At 72.0% G+C, this 18672-nt stretch carries 19 protein-coding genes, 2 tRNA genes and 1 pseudogene; 10 read left to right on the top strand and 12 right to left on the bottom strand.

Annotated elements, in window-relative coordinates; all coding sequences use genetic code 11:
* From V7E45_RS19065 to V7E45_RS19085, 5 genes and pseudogenes are all read left to right on the top strand, one after another.
* The coding region (locus tag V7E45_RS19065; protein ID WP_333775386.1) for a peptidoglycan-binding protein at nucleotides 1–1026 on the top strand (1026 nt) is incomplete at its 5' end.
* Between the two features lie 141 nt (nucleotides 1027–1167).
* Nucleotides 1168–2307 carry an SPFH domain-containing protein gene (locus V7E45_RS19070; RefSeq protein WP_333775387.1) on the top strand — a complete coding sequence of 380 codons (1140 nt, stop codon included), beginning with the start codon at nucleotides 1168–1170 and terminating at the stop codon, nucleotides 2305–2307.
* Between the two features lie 176 nt (nucleotides 2308–2483).
* On the top strand, nucleotides 2484–3089 hold the full coding sequence (locus tag V7E45_RS19075) for a lytic polysaccharide monooxygenase auxiliary activity family 9 protein (protein WP_333775388.1): 606 nt from the start codon (nucleotides 2484–2486) through the stop codon (nucleotides 3087–3089).
* 115 nt (nucleotides 3090–3204) lie between these two features.
* On the top strand, nucleotides 3205–3639 hold the full coding sequence (locus V7E45_RS19080; RefSeq protein ID WP_333775389.1) for a DUF3592 domain-containing protein: 435 nt from the start codon (nucleotides 3205–3207) through the stop codon (nucleotides 3637–3639).
* A 34-nt stretch (nucleotides 3640–3673) separates the two neighbouring features.
* Nucleotides 3674–4113: pseudogene (locus V7E45_RS19085) on the top strand (acyl-CoA synthetase); the annotation flags it as partial.
* On the opposite strand, the gene V7E45_RS19090 reads toward V7E45_RS19085, so the two are convergent.
* The 6 genes from V7E45_RS19090 to ehuB form a co-directional block, all read right to left on the bottom strand.
* Nucleotides 4079–4152 (bottom strand) — tRNA-Lys (locus V7E45_RS19090). The pseudogene V7E45_RS19085 and the gene V7E45_RS19090 overlap by 35 nt on opposite strands.
* A gap of 76 nt (nucleotides 4153–4228) precedes the next feature.
* Nucleotides 4229–4987, bottom strand: a complete 759-nt coding sequence (locus tag V7E45_RS19095; protein ID WP_333775390.1) for an IclR family transcriptional regulator — start codon at nucleotides 4985–4987, stop codon at nucleotides 4229–4231.
* 211 nt (nucleotides 4988–5198) lie between these two features.
* Nucleotides 5199–5981, bottom strand: a complete 783-nt coding sequence (ehuA, locus tag V7E45_RS19100) for an ectoine/hydroxyectoine ABC transporter ATP-binding protein EhuA (protein ID WP_333775391.1) — start codon at nucleotides 5979–5981, stop codon at nucleotides 5199–5201.
* Complete coding sequence (gene ehuD / locus V7E45_RS19105; protein ID WP_333775392.1) at nucleotides 5971–6621, bottom strand: ectoine/hydroxyectoine ABC transporter permease subunit EhuD; 651 nt, start codon at nucleotides 6619–6621, stop codon at nucleotides 5971–5973. Before ehuD ends, ehuA begins: the two co-directional genes overlap by 11 nt.
* The gene (gene ehuC / locus V7E45_RS19110; protein ID WP_333775393.1) at nucleotides 6618–7337 is read right to left on the bottom strand and encodes an ectoine/hydroxyectoine ABC transporter permease subunit EhuC; all 720 of its coding nucleotides are present in this window, start codon (nucleotides 7335–7337) and stop codon (nucleotides 6618–6620) included. Before ehuC ends, ehuD begins: the two co-directional genes overlap by 4 nt.
* Nucleotides 7334–8260 carry an ectoine/hydroxyectoine ABC transporter substrate-binding protein EhuB gene (ehuB, locus tag V7E45_RS19115; RefSeq protein WP_333775394.1) on the bottom strand — a complete coding sequence of 309 codons (927 nt, stop codon included), beginning with the start codon at nucleotides 8258–8260 and terminating at the stop codon, nucleotides 7334–7336. Before ehuB ends, ehuC begins: the two co-directional genes overlap by 4 nt.
* Before the next feature lie 47 nt (nucleotides 8261–8307).
* Between ehuB and V7E45_RS19120 the strand changes: the two genes are divergently transcribed.
* Nucleotides 8308–8802, top strand: a complete 495-nt coding sequence (locus V7E45_RS19120; RefSeq protein WP_333775395.1) for a DUF3830 family protein — start codon at nucleotides 8308–8310, stop codon at nucleotides 8800–8802.
* Here the strand turns inward: V7E45_RS19120 and V7E45_RS19125 are convergent.
* Together V7E45_RS19125 and V7E45_RS19130 are read right to left on the bottom strand one after the other, a co-directional pair.
* Complete coding sequence (locus V7E45_RS19125) at nucleotides 8783–10171, bottom strand: amidase (protein ID WP_333775396.1); 1389 nt, start codon at nucleotides 10169–10171, stop codon at nucleotides 8783–8785. The genes V7E45_RS19120 and V7E45_RS19125 overlap by 20 nt on opposite strands.
* 16 nt (nucleotides 10172–10187) lie before the next feature.
* Entirely contained in the window at nucleotides 10188–11141 is a 954-nt protein-coding gene (locus V7E45_RS19130) for a D-2-hydroxyacid dehydrogenase (protein ID WP_333775397.1), read from the bottom strand.
* A 123-nt stretch (nucleotides 11142–11264) separates the two neighbouring features.
* Between V7E45_RS19130 and V7E45_RS19135 the strand changes: the two genes are divergently transcribed.
* The 3 genes from V7E45_RS19135 to V7E45_RS19145 all read left to right on the top strand — a co-directional run bounded on the left by V7E45_RS19135 (nucleotide 11265) and on the right by V7E45_RS19145 (nucleotide 14036).
* Nucleotides 11265–12119: a maleate cis-trans isomerase family protein gene (locus tag V7E45_RS19135; protein ID WP_333775398.1), complete on the top strand. Its 855-nt coding sequence runs from the start codon at nucleotides 11265–11267 to the stop codon at nucleotides 12117–12119.
* Nucleotides 12116–12847: a maleate cis-trans isomerase family protein gene (locus tag V7E45_RS19140; protein ID WP_333775399.1), complete on the top strand. Its 732-nt coding sequence runs from the start codon at nucleotides 12116–12118 to the stop codon at nucleotides 12845–12847. Before V7E45_RS19135 ends, V7E45_RS19140 begins: the two co-directional genes overlap by 4 nt.
* A gap of 100 nt (nucleotides 12848–12947) precedes the next feature.
* On the top strand, nucleotides 12948–14036 hold the full coding sequence (locus V7E45_RS19145) for an LLM class flavin-dependent oxidoreductase (RefSeq protein ID WP_333775400.1): 1089 nt from the start codon (nucleotides 12948–12950) through the stop codon (nucleotides 14034–14036).
* Here the strand turns inward: V7E45_RS19145 and V7E45_RS19150 are convergent.
* The gene (locus tag V7E45_RS19150; RefSeq protein WP_333775401.1) at nucleotides 14015–15820 is read right to left on the bottom strand and encodes a putative bifunctional diguanylate cyclase/phosphodiesterase; all 1806 of its coding nucleotides are present in this window, start codon (nucleotides 15818–15820) and stop codon (nucleotides 14015–14017) included. The two genes, V7E45_RS19145 and V7E45_RS19150, sit on opposite strands and share 22 nt — an antisense overlap.
* A gap of 365 nt (nucleotides 15821–16185) precedes the next feature.
* Between V7E45_RS19150 and V7E45_RS19155 the strand changes: the two genes are divergently transcribed.
* A complete protein-coding gene (locus V7E45_RS19155; protein ID WP_333775414.1) occupies nucleotides 16186–17400 on the top strand; it encodes a M6 family metalloprotease domain-containing protein in 1215 nt (404 codons plus the stop codon).
* Between the two features lie 92 nt (nucleotides 17401–17492).
* Here V7E45_RS19155 and V7E45_RS19160 read toward each other — a convergent pair.
* The 3 genes from V7E45_RS19160 to V7E45_RS19170 all read right to left on the bottom strand — a co-directional run bounded on the left by V7E45_RS19160 (nucleotide 17493) and on the right by V7E45_RS19170 (nucleotide 18613).
* Nucleotides 17493–17566 (bottom strand) — tRNA-Lys (locus tag V7E45_RS19160).
* Complete coding sequence (locus tag V7E45_RS19165) at nucleotides 17557–18132, bottom strand: bifunctional DNA primase/polymerase (protein WP_333775402.1); 576 nt, start codon at nucleotides 18130–18132, stop codon at nucleotides 17557–17559. The genes V7E45_RS19160 and V7E45_RS19165 overlap by 10 nt, the downstream gene beginning before the upstream one ends.
* A gap of 109 nt (nucleotides 18133–18241) precedes the next feature.
* A complete protein-coding gene (locus V7E45_RS19170) occupies nucleotides 18242–18613 on the bottom strand; it encodes a hypothetical protein (RefSeq protein ID WP_319148524.1) in 372 nt (123 codons plus the stop codon).
* Nucleotides 18614–18672: the final 59 nt, after the last annotated feature.

The raw sequence follows: 18672 nt of genomic DNA on the forward strand, positions 1-18672 counted from the left end.
GCGACCGGCACCGCCGGGACCACCGCCGCGGCCACCCCGACCCCCGCCACCACCCGGACCGAGATCATCAAGCGGGCCAAGGTCTGGGTGACCGCCAAGGTGCCGTACAGCATGAGCGCGTACTGGTCCGACGGCTACCGGCAGGACTGCTCGGGCTATGTGTCCATGGCCTGGGGGCTGACCTCCAACGAGTGGACCGGCAGTCTCGCCCACTTCGGCGTGAAGATCACCAAGGACGAGCTGCAGCCCGGTGACATCCTGCTCTTCCACAACCCGGACAACCCGGAGGCCGGCTCCCACGTCGTGATCTTCGGCGGCTGGACGGACCACACGCACACCGAGTACACGGTCTACGAACAGACGCCCCCGCACGCCCGCAGCCAGCCCACCCCGTACCCGTACTGGAGCAACGGCAGCAAGTACGTGCCCTACCGGTACAAGGGCCTGACCGGCGGAAGCGCGGGCGGCCAGGCCACCGGCGGCAAGTCGGCCACGCCGTTCCCGGGCGCCGCCTACTTCGGGCCCGGCGCGAACAACAAGCACGTCACCGAGCTGGGCCGGATGCTGGTGGCCCGTGGCGCCGGCGCCTTCTACACCAGCGGCCCCGGCCCCGTCTGGGGCGAGGCGGACCGCCGGGCCACCCAGGCCTTCCAGCGGGCCCAGGGCTGGACGGGCGCGGACGCCGACGGGCGGCCCGGCCCGCGCACCTGGGACCTGCTTGTCACCGGCCGGGGCAAGAGCATCCCGGGCGGCACCACCACGCCGGGCTCGCCCGCCTCGCACGGCGTGCCCGGCTTCCCCGGCCGGACCTGGTTCCGCCCGGGCGCGGAGAACGAGTACGTCACCCGGCTGGGGCGGCAGCTCGTGAAGAAAGGGTTCGGCAGGTTCTACGCCACCGGGCCCGGACCGCGCTGGGGCGACGCCGACCGGCGGGCCGTCGAGGCGTTCCAGCGCAGCCAGGGCTGGCGCGGTGGCGCGGCGGACGGCTACCCGGGCCCGGAGACCTGGCGCCGGCTGTTCGCCTAGCCGCGCCTTCCCGCTCCGGGACCACCGCCGCTCTCCTTCCCTTCTTCTCCCTCACCCCCCTCATTTCTCTCCTCTCATCTCTCTCACCTCTTTCATCTCATTGACCGTCATGACGCGTCTGGCGCGGAGGCTGGAGCACGCATGAGTACGACCACGTCACACACTGCCGAGTTCGAGGAACATCCCGAGGGTGCGGCCGGCCCGGGCGGTACGGCCATCCGTCCGGCCCGGCTGATCCACACCGAGGCGACCACCGAGATCCCCGTCCACCTGCTGTTCCGCGACGACCCCGAGCCGGTGTCGGTGCCGCTGAAGCCCGCCGTGGTGGCCCGTCGGCGGGGCACCGGTGAGCAGCCGCGCCTCGGGCGCCCGGCCCCGGTGCCCGGCCGGACGGCCCCCTGTCTCGACCCCGAACTGGTGGAGCGCCCGGCGCGGGTGCTGCCCGGTCTGGTCGGGGTGCTGGCCGGGATGGGCGGTGTGGCCGGCTGTCTGGCCACCTCGTGGTGGGCGGGCGTGCTGCCGTCCTTCGCGGTGGACGCGCTGCGCCTGCCGGGGTACGGCGGCGCGGGGCTCGGCCCGGGGCAGTGGGCGGCGTACGCCGGAGCGGGGGCGCTCGGCGCGCTCGGCTTCGGCGGGCTCGCCCGGGGCCGGACCGGGCAGGCTCGGCTGCTCGGGCTGTTCGGCCGGTACCGGGGGACGGTCAGGCGCACCGGCCTGCTGTGGGTGAACCCGCTGGTGGCCCGCCGCCGGGTCGACGTGCGGCTGCGGCACTGGCGCAGCGAGGCGATGCCGGCGACGGACGGCAACGGGGTGGCGCTGCGGGTGGTGGTGCTGGTCGTGTGGCGGGTGCGGGACACCGCCCGGGCCGTGCTCGGCATCGACGACCACGAGACGTATCTGCGGGAGTGCGTCGAGGCCGCGCTGGCCCGGGTGGCGGTGGACCCGCCGGGCGGTCCCCGGGGTGGGGTGGCGGCGGCCGGTGAGGCGCTGACGCGGCTGGTGGCGGCGGAGGCGGGGCCGATCGGCCTCGAGGTGTTCTCGGTGCGGCCGCTCCGGGTGGAGTACGCGCCCGAGGTCGCCGCCTCGATGCACCGGCGCCAGATCGCCGCGCTGGACGCCCGGGAGCGGTCCGGCATGCTCAACTCGGTCGTGGACTCGGTGGAGGACACGGTGACCAGGCTGACCATGCGCGGGCTCGTCGAACTGGACGACTACGAGCGCAAGGTGCTGGTGCGGGACCTGACGGTGGCGTTCTGCTCGGGCCGCAGGGAGCCGACCTGAGGCCGCCCGGGATCGGGCTGCCGTTGTTGTGGACACTCTCAACCAACGCCCATACATTGGGACTTGGTCTAGACCTAGTGCCCCGCCTTGCTCGCGGCGGGGCACGGCACCGCACCGCACCGCACAGCTAAAGCTCAGCTCAGTGAACATCCCCCACGTTCTCCAGGAGCGGTAGCATGCGCACCAAGACCAAGTTGTCCGCGGCCGTGCTGGGCGTGGCGACCGCCGGAGCCTTCGTGCTCTCCTCCGGCGGCGCCAGCGGGCACGGCTACACCGACCTCCCCATCAGCAGGCAGAAGCTCTGCCAGAACGGCACCGTGGCGAACTGCGGCGACATCCAGTGGGAGCCGCAGAGCGTCGAGGGCCCCAAGGGCTTCCCGGCCGCCGGACCCGCCGACGGCCAGATCTGCAACGGCGGTGTGAGCCGGTTCGCCCAGCTCAGCTCGCCGAAAACACCGTCCGGCGCGGCCTGGCCCACCACCCGGGTCACCGGCGGCCAGTCGTACACCTTCCGCTGGCAGTTCACGGCCATGCACGCCACGACGGACTTCAGGTACTACGTCACCAAGCCGGGCTGGGACCAGAACCACGCACTGTCCCGCTCGGACCTCAACCTCACCCCGTTCCTGACGGTGCCTTACAACGGGCAGCGCCCGCCGGCCACCCTCAGCCACAGCGGCACCCTGCCGTCCGGCCTCAGCGGTCACCACGTCATCGTCGCGGTGTGGACGATCGCGGACACGGGCAACGCGTTCTACGCCTGCTCGGACGTCACCTTCTGAGCGGCGTGTCACAGCTCGGAAACTGAGGTTCCCTTGAGGGCGCGTGTGCGCCCCGCCGGATACATTCCGCGCACGCCGGTCTTCCGGAGCGGCGTACCGACCTCGGGGGAACCTCATGTTCGAACTGCTCTTCTACCTCGTGCCCACCCTCATGATCGCGGGTGTCGGCTACATGGCGTTCCGGCTGGTCCACCGCGCCCGGCGGATCAGCCGGACGTGGCAGCACGGCCTGACGGCCGAGGCGCGCTGCCTGCGCATGTACACCACGACCAGCGGGGGCGGCGGGGACACGTCCGTGAGCACGAGCGTGCACCACGTCTACGAGTACACCACCGGTGAGGGTGTCCAGGTCCGGTTCGAGGAGGCCGGCGGTCCCGCCACCGTCCTGGAGGGCGACTTCGTCACCGTGCGGTACCTCCCGGAGCAGCCCCGGCTGGCCACCGAGTCCGGCTGCGTGCTGGCCTTCCTCGGCCTGATCGTCGTCTTCTGTCTGGGGTTCATGGCCGTCGCGCACGCGATGTTCTCGGCGGCCGACGGCCTGATGCCGTGACCCTCCACTTCTGATGCGGTGTCGGTTGCCGTGGGCCGCCGCGGTGATCGAGAACATCGTTGCCCGGTACGAGGGGGCGGACGCGGTGGCCGCGTACGGGGTGCCGGACCCGGTGACCGGGGACCAGGTGATGGCCACCATCGCCGGGACCTTCGACCCGGCGGGGTTCGCCGCGTTCCTGCGGGCCCAGCCGGATCTCGGGACGAAGACGGCGCCCCGCTTCGTGCGGGGGCTGGAGCGGATGCCGGTGACCGCGACGAACAAGATCCACCGGGCGGTCCCGCCGGGAGGGGGTCCGGTGCGCCGACCCGGTGTGGTGGCGGCCGTCGGGGGAGGTCGCGTACCGGCTGCTGACAGCGGAAAGCGGCGCAGCCGCGCAATAACAGCGATGGCGAGCCAGGTCCGCGCTTTCCGCGGACGTGGCTCGCCATCGTCATTGTGCGCCGCCAGGGACTCGAACCCCGGACCCGCTGATTAAGAGTCAGCTGCTCTAACCAACTGAGCTAGCGGCGCATGACTCTCGCCTTCCGCGTCTCGCGGCCGGCGACGAAGAAAATACTACCTGGTCCGCCGGGGTGCTCGTGACCACTCAGAGCGCGAGCGACAGGAGCACCGGAGCCGCGCTGCGGTTCAGGGCGTCCGCGGCCTGGCGCAGGCGGTGGGCGTGCTCGACCGGGAGGGACAGTGCCAGGCAGCCGACCGACGAGCCCGCGGTGATCGGGACGGCCGCGCAGACCGTGCCGATCGCGTACTCCTGGAGGTCGAGCACCGGGACGGTCGGCGGCTGGGACTCGAGGCGGGAGAGCAGCAGCTTGTCGCTGGTGATGGTGCGCGAGGTCAGACGGGCCATCTTGTACCGGGAGAGGTGGTCACGGCGCCCGTTGTGGTCGAGCTGGGTCAGCAGGCTCTTGCCGACCGCGGTGGCGTGCGCGGAGCAGCGGAAGTCGACCCACTCGTTGACCGCCGGGGTGCCGGGCCCGGCCGCGTACTGGGTGACCCTGACCTCGCCGTCTACGTACCGGCTCATGTAGACGGCCGCGCCGACGGAGTCCCGCAGCCGGTCCAGGGTGTGCTGGAGCTTGTCGCGCAGGGCCCGCTCGCGGTCGTGCGCCGAGGTCAGCCGGCGCAGGGTCTCACCGGTGACGTACGCCCCGTCCGCGATCTGCTCGACGTAGCCCTCGCGGCGCAGCATCCGCAGCAGGGTGGTCAGCCGCTCGGGTTCCAGGCGGGTGCGGCGGCCCAGCTCGGTGTCGGTGACGCCGGCGGGGTGACGGGCCACGGTCTCCAGAACGCGCAGGGCGTCCTGGGCGGAGTGGTTCGGGGCGGTCGGCTCGTGCATCAGCGCCACGGTTTCCCCCTGCGCTCGCCTGTCTGTGGCCGCGAGATCCGGTCGGCGGATCGCTACCACGATAACGGGCAAAGGGCGGTCGAGGAGAGGGGGTTGGCGAGATTGTGTCACTCGCCGTCCCCCTCCGAACTGGGGCGCAGACCCTCTGGCATATGCCTGAGTCATCACCCAGCGTCTGGACCTCGACTGTTCCGGCCCTCACCCCTCGTAGTCAGAGGACCGCGCTGAGGAATTCCCGGGTCCGGTCCCGCTCCGGATCGCTGAAGATCTTCTCCGGTGAGCCCGATTCGATCACCCGGCCGGAGTCGAACATCAGGACCTGGTCCGAGATGTCCCGGGCGAAACCCATCTCGTGGGTCACGCACAGCATCGTGATGTCGGTGCTGCGGGCGATGTCCCTGAGCAGATCGAGCACTCCCGCGACCAGCTCCGGGTCGAGCGCCGAGGTCACCTCGTCCAGCAGCAGCACCTGGGGCCGCATCGCCAGCGCCCGGGCGATCGCCACCCGCTGCTGCTGGCCACCGGAGAGCCGGGTGGGCCGGGCGTCGCACTTGTCGGCCAGCCCCACCAGCTCCAGCAGCTCGCGCGCCCGGGCCTCGGCCTCGTCCCGGGACATGCCGAGGACCCGCACCGGCGCCTCGGTGATGTTCCGCAGCACCGACATGTTCGGGAACAGGTTGAACTGCTGGAACACCATCCCGATCTTCTTGCGCACCTCCCGGACCTGCTTCTCCGGCGCGGGGAACAACCGCTCCCCGTCGACGGTGATCGTGCCCTCGTCCGGCTTGGTGAGGGTCATCAGCAGCCGCAGGATCGTGGTCTTGCCCGAGCCGGACGGCCCGATCAGGGTCACGTGCCTGCCGGGGGCGACGGAGAAGTTCAGGTCGTCGAGGACGGTGTTCGTCCCGAAGCGCTTGGTGACCCCCTCCAGGCGGATCACGTCGGTGGGCTGTGCGTCGGTGACCGACGACTTGGTTCGGGTCTCAACGGACAAGGCGTCGCTCCAGGGCTCGCAGAAGAAGGGAGGCCAGGTAGGAGATGAGGATGAAGGCCACCCCGATCACGGTCAGGGGCTCGGTGAACTGGAAGTGCTGCTGGGAGAAGAGGCGGGCGTGACCGAGCATCTCCAGCACGGTGATCACCATCAGCATCGGCGTGTCCTTGAGCATGGAGATCACGTAGTTGCCGAGGGCGGGCACCACCCGGCGGATCGCCTGCGGCAGGATCACCGCGGTCCAGGTCCGCCGCCGGGGCAGGTTCAGCGCCGTCGCCGCCTCCCACTGGCCGACCGGAACGGCCTCGATGCCGGCCCGGTAGACCTGCATCGTGTACGTCGAGTAGTGCAGACCGATCGCGAAGACGCCGGTGGCCAGCGCGGAGAAGGTCAGGCCCCACTCCGGCAGCACGTAGAAGAGGAAGAACAGTTGCACCAGCAGCGGGGTGTTGCGCACGAACTCGGTGACCACCCCGACCGGCCAGCGCACCCACCGGCTCGGGGTCCGCATCAGCAGCGTCCACACCAGGCCCAGGGTGAAGGACAGCAGCGAACCGAGGGCCAGGGCCTGCAGGGTGACCAGCAGCCCGTCCCAGAAGTCCGGCATGAAGTCGCTCACGGCGTTCCAGTCCCACTTCATGCGACCCCACCCCCCACTCCGGTCGTCTCGGCCGTCTTCAGCTCACGCGCCGCGGGCTCCGGGGCGGGTTCCTTGCCGGCCCCGGGCTTCAGCCGCTTCTCCAGACCGCGCATCAGCCGGGTCAGCACGAAGGCGATCGCGAAGTAGATCAGCAGGACGTACGTGTAGATCTCCGCGCTCTGCTGGAGGGCGAGGCGCACCAGGTTGGCGCTGAACGTCAGATCGCCCATGCCCATGACCGACACCAGCGCGGTGCCCTTGAGCAGCTCGATCAGCAGGTTGGAGAAGGGCGGGATCATCTCCGGCACCGCCTGCGGCAGCAGGATCAGCCGCAGCCGCTGGGCGGGGGTGAAGCTGAGCGCGATGCCCCCCTCCTTCTGGGCCGGGTCGACCGCGTTCAGCGCGCCGCGCACGATCTCCGAGCCGTAGGCGCCGTACGTCAGCCCGAGCGCCAGCGTGCCCGCCCACATCGGTACCAGCTGCCAGCCGAAGGCGACCGGCAGCACGAAGAACACCCAGAAGATCATCACCAGTGCCGAGGTGCCGCGGAACACCTCGGTGTAGAAGCCGGCGAGGAAGCGCACGATCCACAGCCGGTGGGTGCGCGCGACGCCGGCGACGAAGGACACCGCGGTTGCCAGCAGCGCGCTGAACACCAGCAGTTGGACGGTGGTCCAGATGCCCTTGAGTACGAGTTCCCAGAGCCCTGAGGTCATCCGCGGCAGAGCTCCTTCGCGGTCATGTCCGTCATCTCGGCCTCGGTGAAGCCGAAGGGCCGCAGGATCCGGAACAGCTCCCCGCTCTTCTTCAGCTTGCGCAGCTCGACGTTGAAGGCGTCCCGCAGCCGTGTCTCGGCGGGCCGGAACGCGAACGCCCCGCCGTCGACGTGCGGTTTGCCCTTGACCAGCGGGGCGAACGGCTTGGTGGCCTCCGTCCTGCCCGACTTCTTCACCACCTCGCGGACGGTCAGCGCCGTACCGGCGAAGACGTCGACGCGCCCCGCCTCCACGGCGTTCAGCCCGGCCACCTGGTCCGGGACGATCAGGATGTCGCTCTCCTTGTACCCGGCCTCCACCGCGTACTGGATCTCCGCGTACCCGGTGCCGGTGGCGAACCTCGCCTTCTTCGCCACGACGTCCCGGTAGGAGTGCAACCCCTTCGGGTTCCCCTTGCGAACGATGAACGCGTCCAGCATCTGATAGTCGGGATCGGCGAAGATCACCTGCTGGCAGCGCTCGGCATTGACGTACATCCCGGCGGCCACGACGTCGAACTGCTGGGAGTTGAGCCCCGGGATGAGCGAGCCGAACTCCGTCGGCACCGGCTGCACCCGGGCCACCCCGAGCCGCTTGAAGACCGCCTTCGCCAGCTCCGGTGCCTCACCGGTGAGCCGGCCGTCCCTGTCGATGTACCCGAAGGGGATCTCGCCGGCTATCCCGAGCCGTACGACACCCTGTGCGCGCAGCCGGTCGAGCAGGTCGCCGCCGTTCTCGTCCGACGCCGACGCCACCCGCGTGCAACCCGCGGCGCCCAGCGCGCCCAGGGCGCCGAGCGCCGCGGCACCGGCGAGCAGTGAGCGCCTGCTGTGTCTGTGTTCCGACCGGATCGTGTGCGCGTCGTTCCCAAGTGGTGGAGCCATGGCGGCGCGGCTACCCAAGCGCTCCCGTCGTATGCACCCTTGGTTCCATGGCCGATCGACTCGTCACCGTCTCGCTCGACAGGCGGAATGTGCACTGCACGGCACGACTGCTGGACGATCGCGCGCCCCTGACCTGCGCGGCGGTGTGGGAGGCACTGCCGCTCGGGGGCGACGTGTACCACGCGAAGTACGCGCGCAACGAGATCTACGCCCTCTTCCCGCCCCTCGCCTCCACGGAACCCCCACTGGAGAACCCGACGGTCACCCCGATCCCCGGCGATCTCTGTTACTTCTCCTTCGCCGGCGCCGAACTGGGCACCCGGGCCTACGGCTACGACCGGGAGGTACGGCCCGGGGCCACCGTGGTCGACCTGGCCCTGTTCTACGAGCGCAACAACCTGCTGCTCAACGGGGACGTGGGCTGGGTGCCCGGGATCGTCTGGGGCCAGGTGGTGTCCGGTCTCGACGCGATGGCCGAGGCCTGCAACGACCTGTGGCGCACGGGCGCGGCGGGGGAGACGCTCAGCTTCCGGAGAGTGTGAGGTCCGCCTCGTACAGGGCGTGCGAGGCGCGCAGCACCAGGTCGTCGCGGTGCCGGGCGGCGACGACCTGGAGCCCCACGGGCAGCCCGTCGTCGTCCAGGCCGACCGGGACCGTCGCCGCCGGCTGCTGGGTCATGTTGAAGGGGTAGGTGAACGGGGTCCACCCGGTCCAGCGCCTCAGCCCGGACCCCGCGGGGACCTCCCGGCCCGCCTCGAACGCCGTGACCGGCAGGGTGGGCGTGACCAGCAGGTCGTACCGCTCGTGGAAGCGGCCCATCCGGCGGCCGAGGTCCATGCGCACGTCCACCGCGGCCAGGTAGTCCAACGCGCCGAACCGGGCGCCCTGCGCGCAGATCTCGCGCAGGCCGGGGTCGAGCAGCCGCCGCCGGTTCGGCGAGAAGCTTTGCGTGAGGCGGGCCGCGCCGCTGAACCACAGGGTGTGGAAGGCGTCCACCGGGTCGCTGAAGTCCGGGTCGGCCTCCTCGACGTACGCGCCGAGGTCGGCGAGGCCGGCCACCGCGCGGCGCACGGCCGCCGCGACCCCCGGGCGGACGGCCACCTGCCCGCCGAGGGACGGCGAGTAGGCGACCCGCAGCCCGCGCACGCCCTCGTCCAGCGCCGCCGTGAACGACCCGGGCGGCGGGGGCAGCGCCGACCAGTCGCGCGGGTCGGGATGGCCGATGACGTCGAGCAGCAGCGCCGCGTCGGCCGCGTCCCGGGTCATCGGGCCGACGTGCGAGAGCGTGCCGAAGGCGCTCGCCGGGTACAACGGCACCCTGCCGTACGTCGGCTTCAGCCCGAAGATCCCGCAGAACGCGGCCGGGATGCGGACGCTGCCGCCGCCGTCCGTGCCCAGCGACAGCGGGCCCGCGCCGAGCGCTACGGCCGCGGCGCTGCCACCGCTCGAGCCGCCCGCGGTGCGCGAGGGGTCGTACGGGTTGCGGGTCACCCCGGTCAGCGGGGAGTCGGTGACCCCCTTCCAGCCGTACTCGGGTGTCGTGGTCTTGCCCAGGAACACCGCTCCGTGCTCGCGCAGCCGGGCGACGGACGGCGCGTCCTCCTCCCAGCGGCCCTGCTCCGCGATGGTCTTGGAGCCGCGCAGCGTCGGGTGGCCGCGCAGCAGCAGGAGGTCCTTCACCGTCACCGGCACACCGTCGAGCAGCCCCGCCGGTGCCCCGCGCCGCCACCGCTCGGCCGACTCCCGCGCCCCCGCGAGCGCGTCCTCCTCGGTGAGCCGCGCGAACGCGTTCACCTCCGGCTGGATCCGCCGCGCCCGGAGCAGGGCCTGCTCGGTCGCCTCCACCGGGCTGAACTCGCCCTTGCGGTAGCCGTCGAGGAGCTGAACGGCGGTCAGTTCGGTGAGCTGCATGCACCCTCCCGGGGTGTCAGTGACCGGGCACGTATCCGCGTTTCTTGTCGACCACGTTCCGCAGCGGCCTGCCGGCCGCCCAGCGCTCGTACAACTCCACGAACTGGGAGCCCAGTTCGTCCCGCCAGCCGACCGTGTCGCCGCTCATGTGCGGGGAGACGATCAGTCCCGGCAGCCCCCACAACGGGCTGTCCCCGGCGAGGGGTTCGGCGGCGAAGACATCCAGGGCCGCGCCGGCGATCCAGCGCCGGCGCAGCGCCTCGGCCAGGGCGTCCTCGTCGACGAGTCCGCCGCGGCCGACGTTCACGAAGACCGCCGAGGGCTGCATCACGCCGAACCGGCGGGTGTCGAACATGCCGTACGTCTGCTCGGTCAGCGGCGCCGCGGAGATCACCCAGTCGGCGCGGGAGATCAGCCGGTCCAGGTCGCCCGGGCCGTGGATGCCGGTCCGCGGCACCCGCCCGACCAGCGCCGTCGTCACGTCCAGCGCCTTCAGGGTGCGGGCGATGGCCCGGCCGATCGGGCCCGAGCCGATCACGCACGCGCGCGTGCCCGCCACCCTGCGGGTCTCCCGGTGCCCCCAGGTCCGCTCCCGCTGGAGCTCCAGCGTGCGCGGCAGGTCCTTGGCCACCGCCAGCACCAGTGCGGCCACGTACTCGGCGATCGGCTGGTCGAAGATGCCGCGCGCGTTCGTCACCACCGTGTCGGAGACGGCGAGTTCCGGACACATCAGATGGTCCACGCCCGCGCTCGCGGTGTGCACCCAGCGGGGCCGCGGGCCCGCCCCGGGCCAGGCGTCCCGGACCGCGCGCGAGGAGAAGTCCCACACCAGCAGCACGTCCGCCGTCGGCAGCCGTCCGGCGAGGCCGGCCGCGTCGGTGTGCTCGATCCGCGCCCGGCCGGTGAGGCGCCCGAGACGGGGCGGCGGGTCGGCGTCCAAAACCAGGAGGGTGGGCAGGGTCGGCGTCATGCGGGCGGCTCCGGGCGTCTGACATGCGCGGATTGACCACGCTCGCACCCGAACCTACCTTCGTCAACACGGGCGTACGACGACCCTTTCCCTCGTCTCCCAGCGTGAGGCCGGTGCCTTGCCATGGACGTCTCCTTCCTCGGCGGCCCCCGCCCCCAGCGGGGGGTCGGTGTCGTGGCACCCTTCGACTTCGCCCTCGACCGCGAGCTGTGGCGCTGGGTCCCGGACGAGGTGTCCCTGCACCTGACCCGGACCCCGTTCGTGCCGGTGGAGGTGAGCCTGGACCTGGCCCGGCTGGTCAGCGAGCACCGGACGCTCGGCGAGGCGGTGCGGGCCCTGAGCGCCGTCGCGCCCGAGGTCGTCGCCTACGCGTGCACCTCCGGCAGCTTCGTCGACGGGATCGCGGGCGAGCGGGCCATGTGCGCGGCGATGAGCGCGGCCGGCGCGCCGCCCTCGGTGACCACCTCCGGCGCGCTGCTGGAGGCACTGGCCGAGCTGCGGGTGCGCCGGGTGGCCCTCGTCACCCCCTACACGGTGTCCGTCACCCGGGCCCTGGAGCGGTACGTCGCCGAGGCCGGGGTGCGGGTCACCGGCCGCGCCTTCATGGGGCTCACCCACCACATCTGGCGGGTGCCGTACCGGGAGGTGGTCGCCATGGCCCGGCGCGCGGTCCGCCCCGGCTCGGCCGACGCCCTGTTCATCTCCTGCACCAACCTGGCGACGTACGACGTCATCCCCCAGTTGGAGGCGGAGCTGCGCATCCCGGTGATCTCGGCCAACCAGGTCACGATGTGGGCGGCGCTGCGCCGACTGGGTACCCGAGCCGTGGGGCCCTATCAGGCGCTGCTGGACGAGGCCGCGCGTGACTGGCCCTCGCTGCCGGAAGGAACGCAGAGCACGCAGAACCGGCAGGACCCGCAGGACCCGCAGAGCACGCAGGAACAGAGAACGCAGGAACACGGAGAAGGGCTGACATGACTGCACTGGGCTTCCTCTATCCGGGCCGCTCCGGCGAGGACGACTATCCGCGCATCGAGCAGCTCCTGGGCCGCGACATCCGCCTGGACGTGGTGCACACCGACATCGGTGAGGACGCGCACCGCGTCGACGCGCTGCGCGAGATGGGCTCGGCCGAGCGGCTCGCCGCGGGCATGGAGGGGCTGCGGCTGTCCGGGGCCGACGCGGTGGTGTGGGCCTGCACCAGCGGCAGCTTCGTGCACGGCTGGGAGGGCGCCCAGGAACAGGTGCGCACCCTGGCCCGGCTGGGTGGGATGCCCGCCTCCTCGACGTCCTTCGCCTTCGTGCACGCGGCCCGGGAGCTGGGCGTGCGCCGGGTCGCCGTGGGCGCGACCTACCCGGAGGACGTGGCCGGTCTGTTCGCGGACTTCCTGCGGGCGGGCGGCCTCGAGGTGGTCGCGGTGCGCTCGTCCGGGATCGTCACGGCGGCGGAGGTCGGGACCTGGGGCGAGGAGGAGGTGCTGACGCTGGCCCGGTCCGCGGACGGCCCGGACGCGGAGGCGGTGCTGCTGCCGGACACCGCGCTGCACACGGCCGCCCACCTGCACCTGCTGGAGAAGTCGCTGTCGAAGCCGGTGCTCACCGCGAACCAGGTGTCCGTCTGGGAAGGGCTGCGGCTCGCCGACCGGCGGGTGAACGCGCCGACGCTCGGCACGCTCTTCACCAGGGAGCCCCTCGTCCAGGTCTGAGCCGGACCCTTCGGCCCGGGGAATAAACGGAGACTGCCTCCTGTTAGCCCGCCGTACGACAGCGCACGACCGTCCACGGCCATAACAGGAGGCACCCACCGTGTCGGCAGACGAGATCAGGGGCACGACGCACGGGACCGCCCCCGTCCCCCTCTCCGTACTGGACCTGGTGACCGTCGGCGCGGGCAGCACCGCCACCGACGCGCTGCGCACCAGCGTGGCACTGTCCCGGCTCGCCGAGTCGCGTGGTTTCCACCGGTACTGGGTGGCCGAGCACCATTCCATGCCGGGCGTCGCCTCCTCCTCGCCCGCCGTGATCCTCGCCCACCTCGCCGCGCACACCGACCGCATCCGGCTCGGCTCGGGCGGCGTCATGCTGCCCAACCACGCCCCGCTGGTCATCGCCGAGCAGTTCGGCACCCTGGAGGCGATGGCTCCCGGGCGGATCGACCTCGGCCTCGGACGGGCGCCCGGCACCGACGGCGCCACGGCCGCGGCGCTGCGCCGCACCGACAGGCTCGACGAGGGCGCCGACGACTTCCCGCAGCAGCTGGCCGAGCTCACCCGCTTCCTGGACGACGACTTCCCCGACGGGCACCCCTACCGGCGCATCCACGCGATCCCCGGCCCGGTGCAGGGCAGCGCCCCCGGCGGGCTCCAGTCCCCGCACCGCCCGCCGGTCTGGCTGCTCGGCTCCTCCGGCTTCAGCGCCCGCCTGGCCGGCCTGCTCGGGCTGCCCTTCGCCTTCGCGCACCACTTCTCCGCGCAGAACACCGTCCCGGCGCTCGACCTGTACCGGCAGACCTTCCGGCCCTCCGAGGTGCTGGACGCGCCCTACGCCCTCATCGGCGTCTCCGCCCTCGCCATGGACGACGAGCGGGAGGCCCGGCGCCAGGTGAAGGCCGCCGCGCTGAACATGCTGCGGCTGCGCACCGGCCGACCGGGCCTCTTCCCCGACCCGGACGAGGCCGAGAAGTACGAGTTCAGCCCGATGGAGGAGGACTTCGTGGCCTCCTGGACCGGCAACATGCTGCACGGCACGGCCGAGGAGGTCCGCTCCGGACTGGACGCCCTGCGCGCGCGCACCGGCGCCGACGAGCTGATGCTCACCTCGCACGCCCACCGGGGCGAGCAGCGGCTGCGCTCCTACGAACTGATCGCCGACGCCTACGGCTTGCCCACCGCGTAGGTCTGGCCGCCCAGCAGCTCGGAGATACGATCCGGCGGCACCGGACGGGAGTACAGCCAGCCCTGCCCGGTGTCGCAGCCGATCCGGCGCAGCCGGGTGGCCTGGGCCGAGGTCTCCACGCACTCCGCGGTCACCGTCAGACCGAGCCGGTGGGCGAGCTGGATCATCGCCTCCACGATCACCTCGTCGGCCGGGTTCGGCGGCACGCCCTTGGCCGCCTCCTCGTACTGGAAACCGCGCACGAAGGAGCCGTCCAGCTTCAGGACCTTCACCGGCAGCCGGCTCAGATAGGCCAGGTTCGAGTAGCCGGTACCGAAGTCGTCGATCGCGATGCGCACGCCCATGTCGCTGAGGGCCTGGAGGGCCTGGAGCGGGCGGCCCGCCGAGCCCATCACGGCCGACTCGGTCAGCTCCAGCTGGAGCAGGTGCGGGGCGAGCCCGGTCTCGGCGAGCGTCTCGGCCACGTCCGCGACCAGGTCCGAGTCCCAGACCTGGCGCACGGCGACGTTGACGCTGACGAAGATCGGCGCTTCGCCGGGCCGGTCCAGCTGCCAGCGGCGGGCCTGCCGGCAGGCGGTCGCGAGCGCCCACCGGCCGAGCTGGACGATCGAACCGTCCTCCTCGGCCAGTCCGATGAACCGATTCGGCGTCAGTGTGCCGAACTGAGGATGATTCCAGCGGACCAACGCCTCGACCCCGCTGAGCCGTCCGTCCTCCATGCCCACCAACGGCTGGTACTCCAGGGCGAATTCGCCGCGCTCGATGGCGGGGCGCAGGGTGGAGGAGAGCGCCTGACGGGTGATCCGGTGCGCGTTGCGCTCCGGGTCGAACAGCGTCCAGCGGCCCTTGCCGTCCGCCTTCGCCCAGTACAGCGTCGTGTCCGCGGCCTGCATCAGGCCGGTGGCGGTGGTGCCGGCCGCGTGCCGTTCCACCACACCGATGGAGGCGGTGAGCGACAGCCGCTGCCCGGCCAGGTCGAAGGGCTCCTCCAGCGCCTTCAGCGCGGACTCCGCGAGGTCGGCGACCTGCTCGGTGCCCGTGGAGTCCTCGACCAGCAGGGCGAACTCGTCACCGCCGAGCCGGGCCACCAGCGGGGTGCCGGCGCGCGCGTACCCGGCCTCGTCGGCGACCCGGGTCAGCCGCTCGGCGACGGCCGCGAGCAGTCGGTCGCCGACACGGTGGCCGAGGGTGTCGTTGACCGCCTTGAAGCCGTCCACGTCCAGGTAGCACAGCCCGATCCGGCCGGTGCCGCTCTGCTCGTACGACTCCGCCTCCAGCGCGGCCGACAGCCGCTCGAAGAACAGGGTGCGGTTGGGCAGCCGGGTCACCGGGTCGTGCATCTGCAAGTGCCGTAGCCGCGCCTGGAGTTCGCGGCGGGCGCTGACATCGGCGACCGACAGCAGGACGCCGGGCCCGCCGCCCGCCAGCGGGGCGACCGTGACCTGCACCCACACCGCGTGCCCCTCGCGATGCTTCAGCCGGCGGGTGCAGCGCAGGGTGGCCTCCCGGCCGCTCAGCACCTCGCGGTAGGCGTGCCAGGTCCGGGTGTCGGAGGCCAGGTCCACCAGGTCGGCCGCGGGCCGCCCGGCCAGCGCTTCGGGGTCGGCGCCGAGAAGGTCGCCGAAGGCGGCGTTGGCGCTGACGACGAGGCCCTCGCCGTCGACGACGGCCATGGAGAGCGGGGCGGCCGCGAAGACACGGTGGTAGATGTGTTGGTCACTGTCTGTGACGGCTGACCGGTCGAGGTCTGCCGCGGGCGTCGGCCCTTCGGACGTTCCGCTCACCGCTCGCTCCCGCAGTGCACTCGATCTCTGTCCGTGCCGGAAAGTGTGCCGATCATAGAGGCTGGCCCCGAGGCCTTCCAGCCACTCGTCAGTCTCCCGGACAGACCACAGGTTCTGACAGATCGTTTCTGCCCGCACCTGGACGGGTTCTTCAGGCCCCCGACCAGTTGTGACGTTCCGTGAGTGTTTCGGGGTGTCGGTGGCCGATGTGCGCCGGCGCGCAAACGGGCGTACTCACCCTTCTGGTTCAGGCAAACAGGACGAATGCCAATGAAGTCGCACAGTCTGGATGTGGTGTCCCGCGAACCGCATCCGGAGGTCCTTCCGTGCCCAAGCTGCGCAGCACCGCCGCCGTGGCCACCACGATGTCGGCGCTCGCCGCGACCTCGATCCTCACCGGCCCGTCGGTCGCCGAGCCCTTCTCGACGGTCCCGTGCGCCCTGCACCGCACCGAGGCCCACCACTCGGAGGGCGTGGACACCTGGAACGCCGGCTACACCCGTCCGGCCGGCGCGCTCGACGCCGTCATGATCTTCCTGTCGTTCCCGGACGCCACTCCTCACACCACCCCCGCCGAGCTGGCGGCCGACCACTTCCCGGCCACCAGCCGCTTCTTCGAACGGGCCTCCTACGGCAGGTTCACGCTGCGCCCGCACCCACTGCGGCACTGGCTGCGCATGCCGCGCCCGTCGACCGCGTACGCCATAAGGCGCGACTGGAGCGCGGACGACCGCGCCGCCTATCTGCGGGACGCCTTCGCCGCGGCCGACCGGGAGGTCGACTTCTCCCGCTACCCGGTCGTCTACTTCGTGGCCGACCCGGACGCGCCCGGTGTCGACTCGGACGCCACGAAGGTCGTCAATCTCGACACCCCCGTGCATGTGGACGACACGGACGTGCGGCGGGTCGTCACGGTGTTCGAGAAGCATCCGCCCGACCGTCTGGTCCTGGCCCATGAGACCGGCCATGTCTTCGACCTCCCCGACCTGTATCACCGTCCGGTCGACGGCAAGGGCGACTGGGACACCTATGTCGGCGACTGGGACCTGATGGGCAGCCAGTTCGGACTTTCCCCGGATCTGTTCGCCTGGCACAAGTGGAAGCTGGGATGGCTGGATCCGCGCCAGGTGGTGTGTGTGCGGGGGGCGGGCCCGACCCGGCTGACGCTGGAGCCGCTGGCCGCCGGTCCGGGCATCCCGGTGCAGGGCACGGCCGGTGCCCCGGCCTTCGGGCTCGGTCACGGCGTCAAGCTGGCGGTCGTGCGCACGAGCCCCGACAGCGCCCTGGCCTTCGAGGCGCGTGGCTCGGCGGGCAACGACCGTGCGGCCTGCCGGCAGGGCGTCCTGGTGTACCGGGTGAAGGGCGGCGCGGAGTCCGGCGGCGGCCCGATCCAGGTGGTGGACGCGCATCCGCGGACGGAGGCGTGCTGGGAGAGCTCGGTCTACCCACCCCTGGCCGACGCCCCGGTGGCCTTGGGTGAGAGCTTCACGGTGCCCGGCAGCCAGGTGAAGGTCGAGGTGGAGAACCGCACGACATCAGGAGCCTGGACCGTCAAGATCACCCCGGGCCTCACAGGTTGACCGGAAGCCGCACCTCACGGGAGAGACCGCGCGAAAACAGAGATGGCGAGGAGGTTCGCGCTGTCCGCGAACATGCCTCGCCATCGTCATCGTGCGCCGCCAGGGACTCGAACCCCGGACCCGCTGATTAAGAGTCAGCTGCTCTAACCAACTGAGCTAGCGGCGCCTGCTGACGTCGTAGACCTTAGCATCCTGGTCGGCGGGAGGAAAAATCGAAATCCGCACGGCGGCGCGGGCCGCCCGCACGGCCGCCCACAGCACGACCTCGGGCCCGGGCAGCCAGGGGTGACGGGTGTCCGGGGCGACCAGCCAGCGGCAGCCGCCGGTGGCGGGGGAGTCGCCGCCGGCCAGCGGCGGGACGGTCACCGCGTCCCCCGTGCCGTGGCAGAGCAGGGCGGGCACCGCGTCCGCCCGCTGGGACCCCCACTCCTCCCAGGCCATCAGCGACGGCAGTCGCTGGGCCGTGCCCGGGGCGGCGAACAGGAGCGTGCGGCCCCGGAAGACCGCGACCGGGCCCGAGCCGGGACCGTCGTCCCACAGCCGGTCCAGCATGCGGCGCCCGAAGACCGCCGGGGCGCTGATCACGTCGAAGGCGGTGCCGCAGGGCAGGACCAGCGGGGCGTCCGGACGCTCCCGCCACAGGGCGAGCGTGCTTCGCGGATGCGTTCCTGCCGAGGCGAGCCAGGCGGCCCCTTCGGAGGTGGCGCGGGTGACGTGCGGAGTGCTGCTCATGCCGACTACATCTACCGGCAGTGAGCGGTCGGTTCTCCTGTGTTGCGGAAATTCGGGACAGGAGGGAGAAGGGAGGAGTATCTTGCCCGCCTGGCATATGCCAGGCGGGTCAGACCGGATCGACGGGCGTCCGGCCCTCCGTGTCGACCCCCCGCATCAGATCCCGGCCGAACTCCACCATCTTCTTCGCGTAGTCCTCGGTCCACTCCGCCCGCTCGGCGATGTCCGCCGCGGTCAGCCGGTCGAACCGGCGCGGGTCGGCGAGCTGGGCCGCGGCGATGGCCTGGAACTCCACCGCCCGGTCGGCCGCCGCGCGGAACGCCTGGGTCAGCTCCGTGGCCCGGGTCAGCAGCGCCCGCGGGTCGTCGATGGACTCCAGGTCGAAGAAGTGCTCCGCGTCGCCGGCCGCCTCTGCCGGCTCGAAGAGCAGGGGCGCGGGGCGTCGCCGCGGTTCGTGCCGACGCGGCGTGGGCTCCGCCATGTCTTCATCTCCTCCTCGTACGGTTCCGTGGGCGCCGCCTTCCGGCGGCCACCGTCCAT

Origin of the sequence: Streptomyces sp. IBSBF 3136 (assembly GCF_036815105.1) — a bacterium.
Lineage (GTDB): Bacteria > Actinomycetota > Actinomycetes > Streptomycetales > Streptomycetaceae > Streptomyces.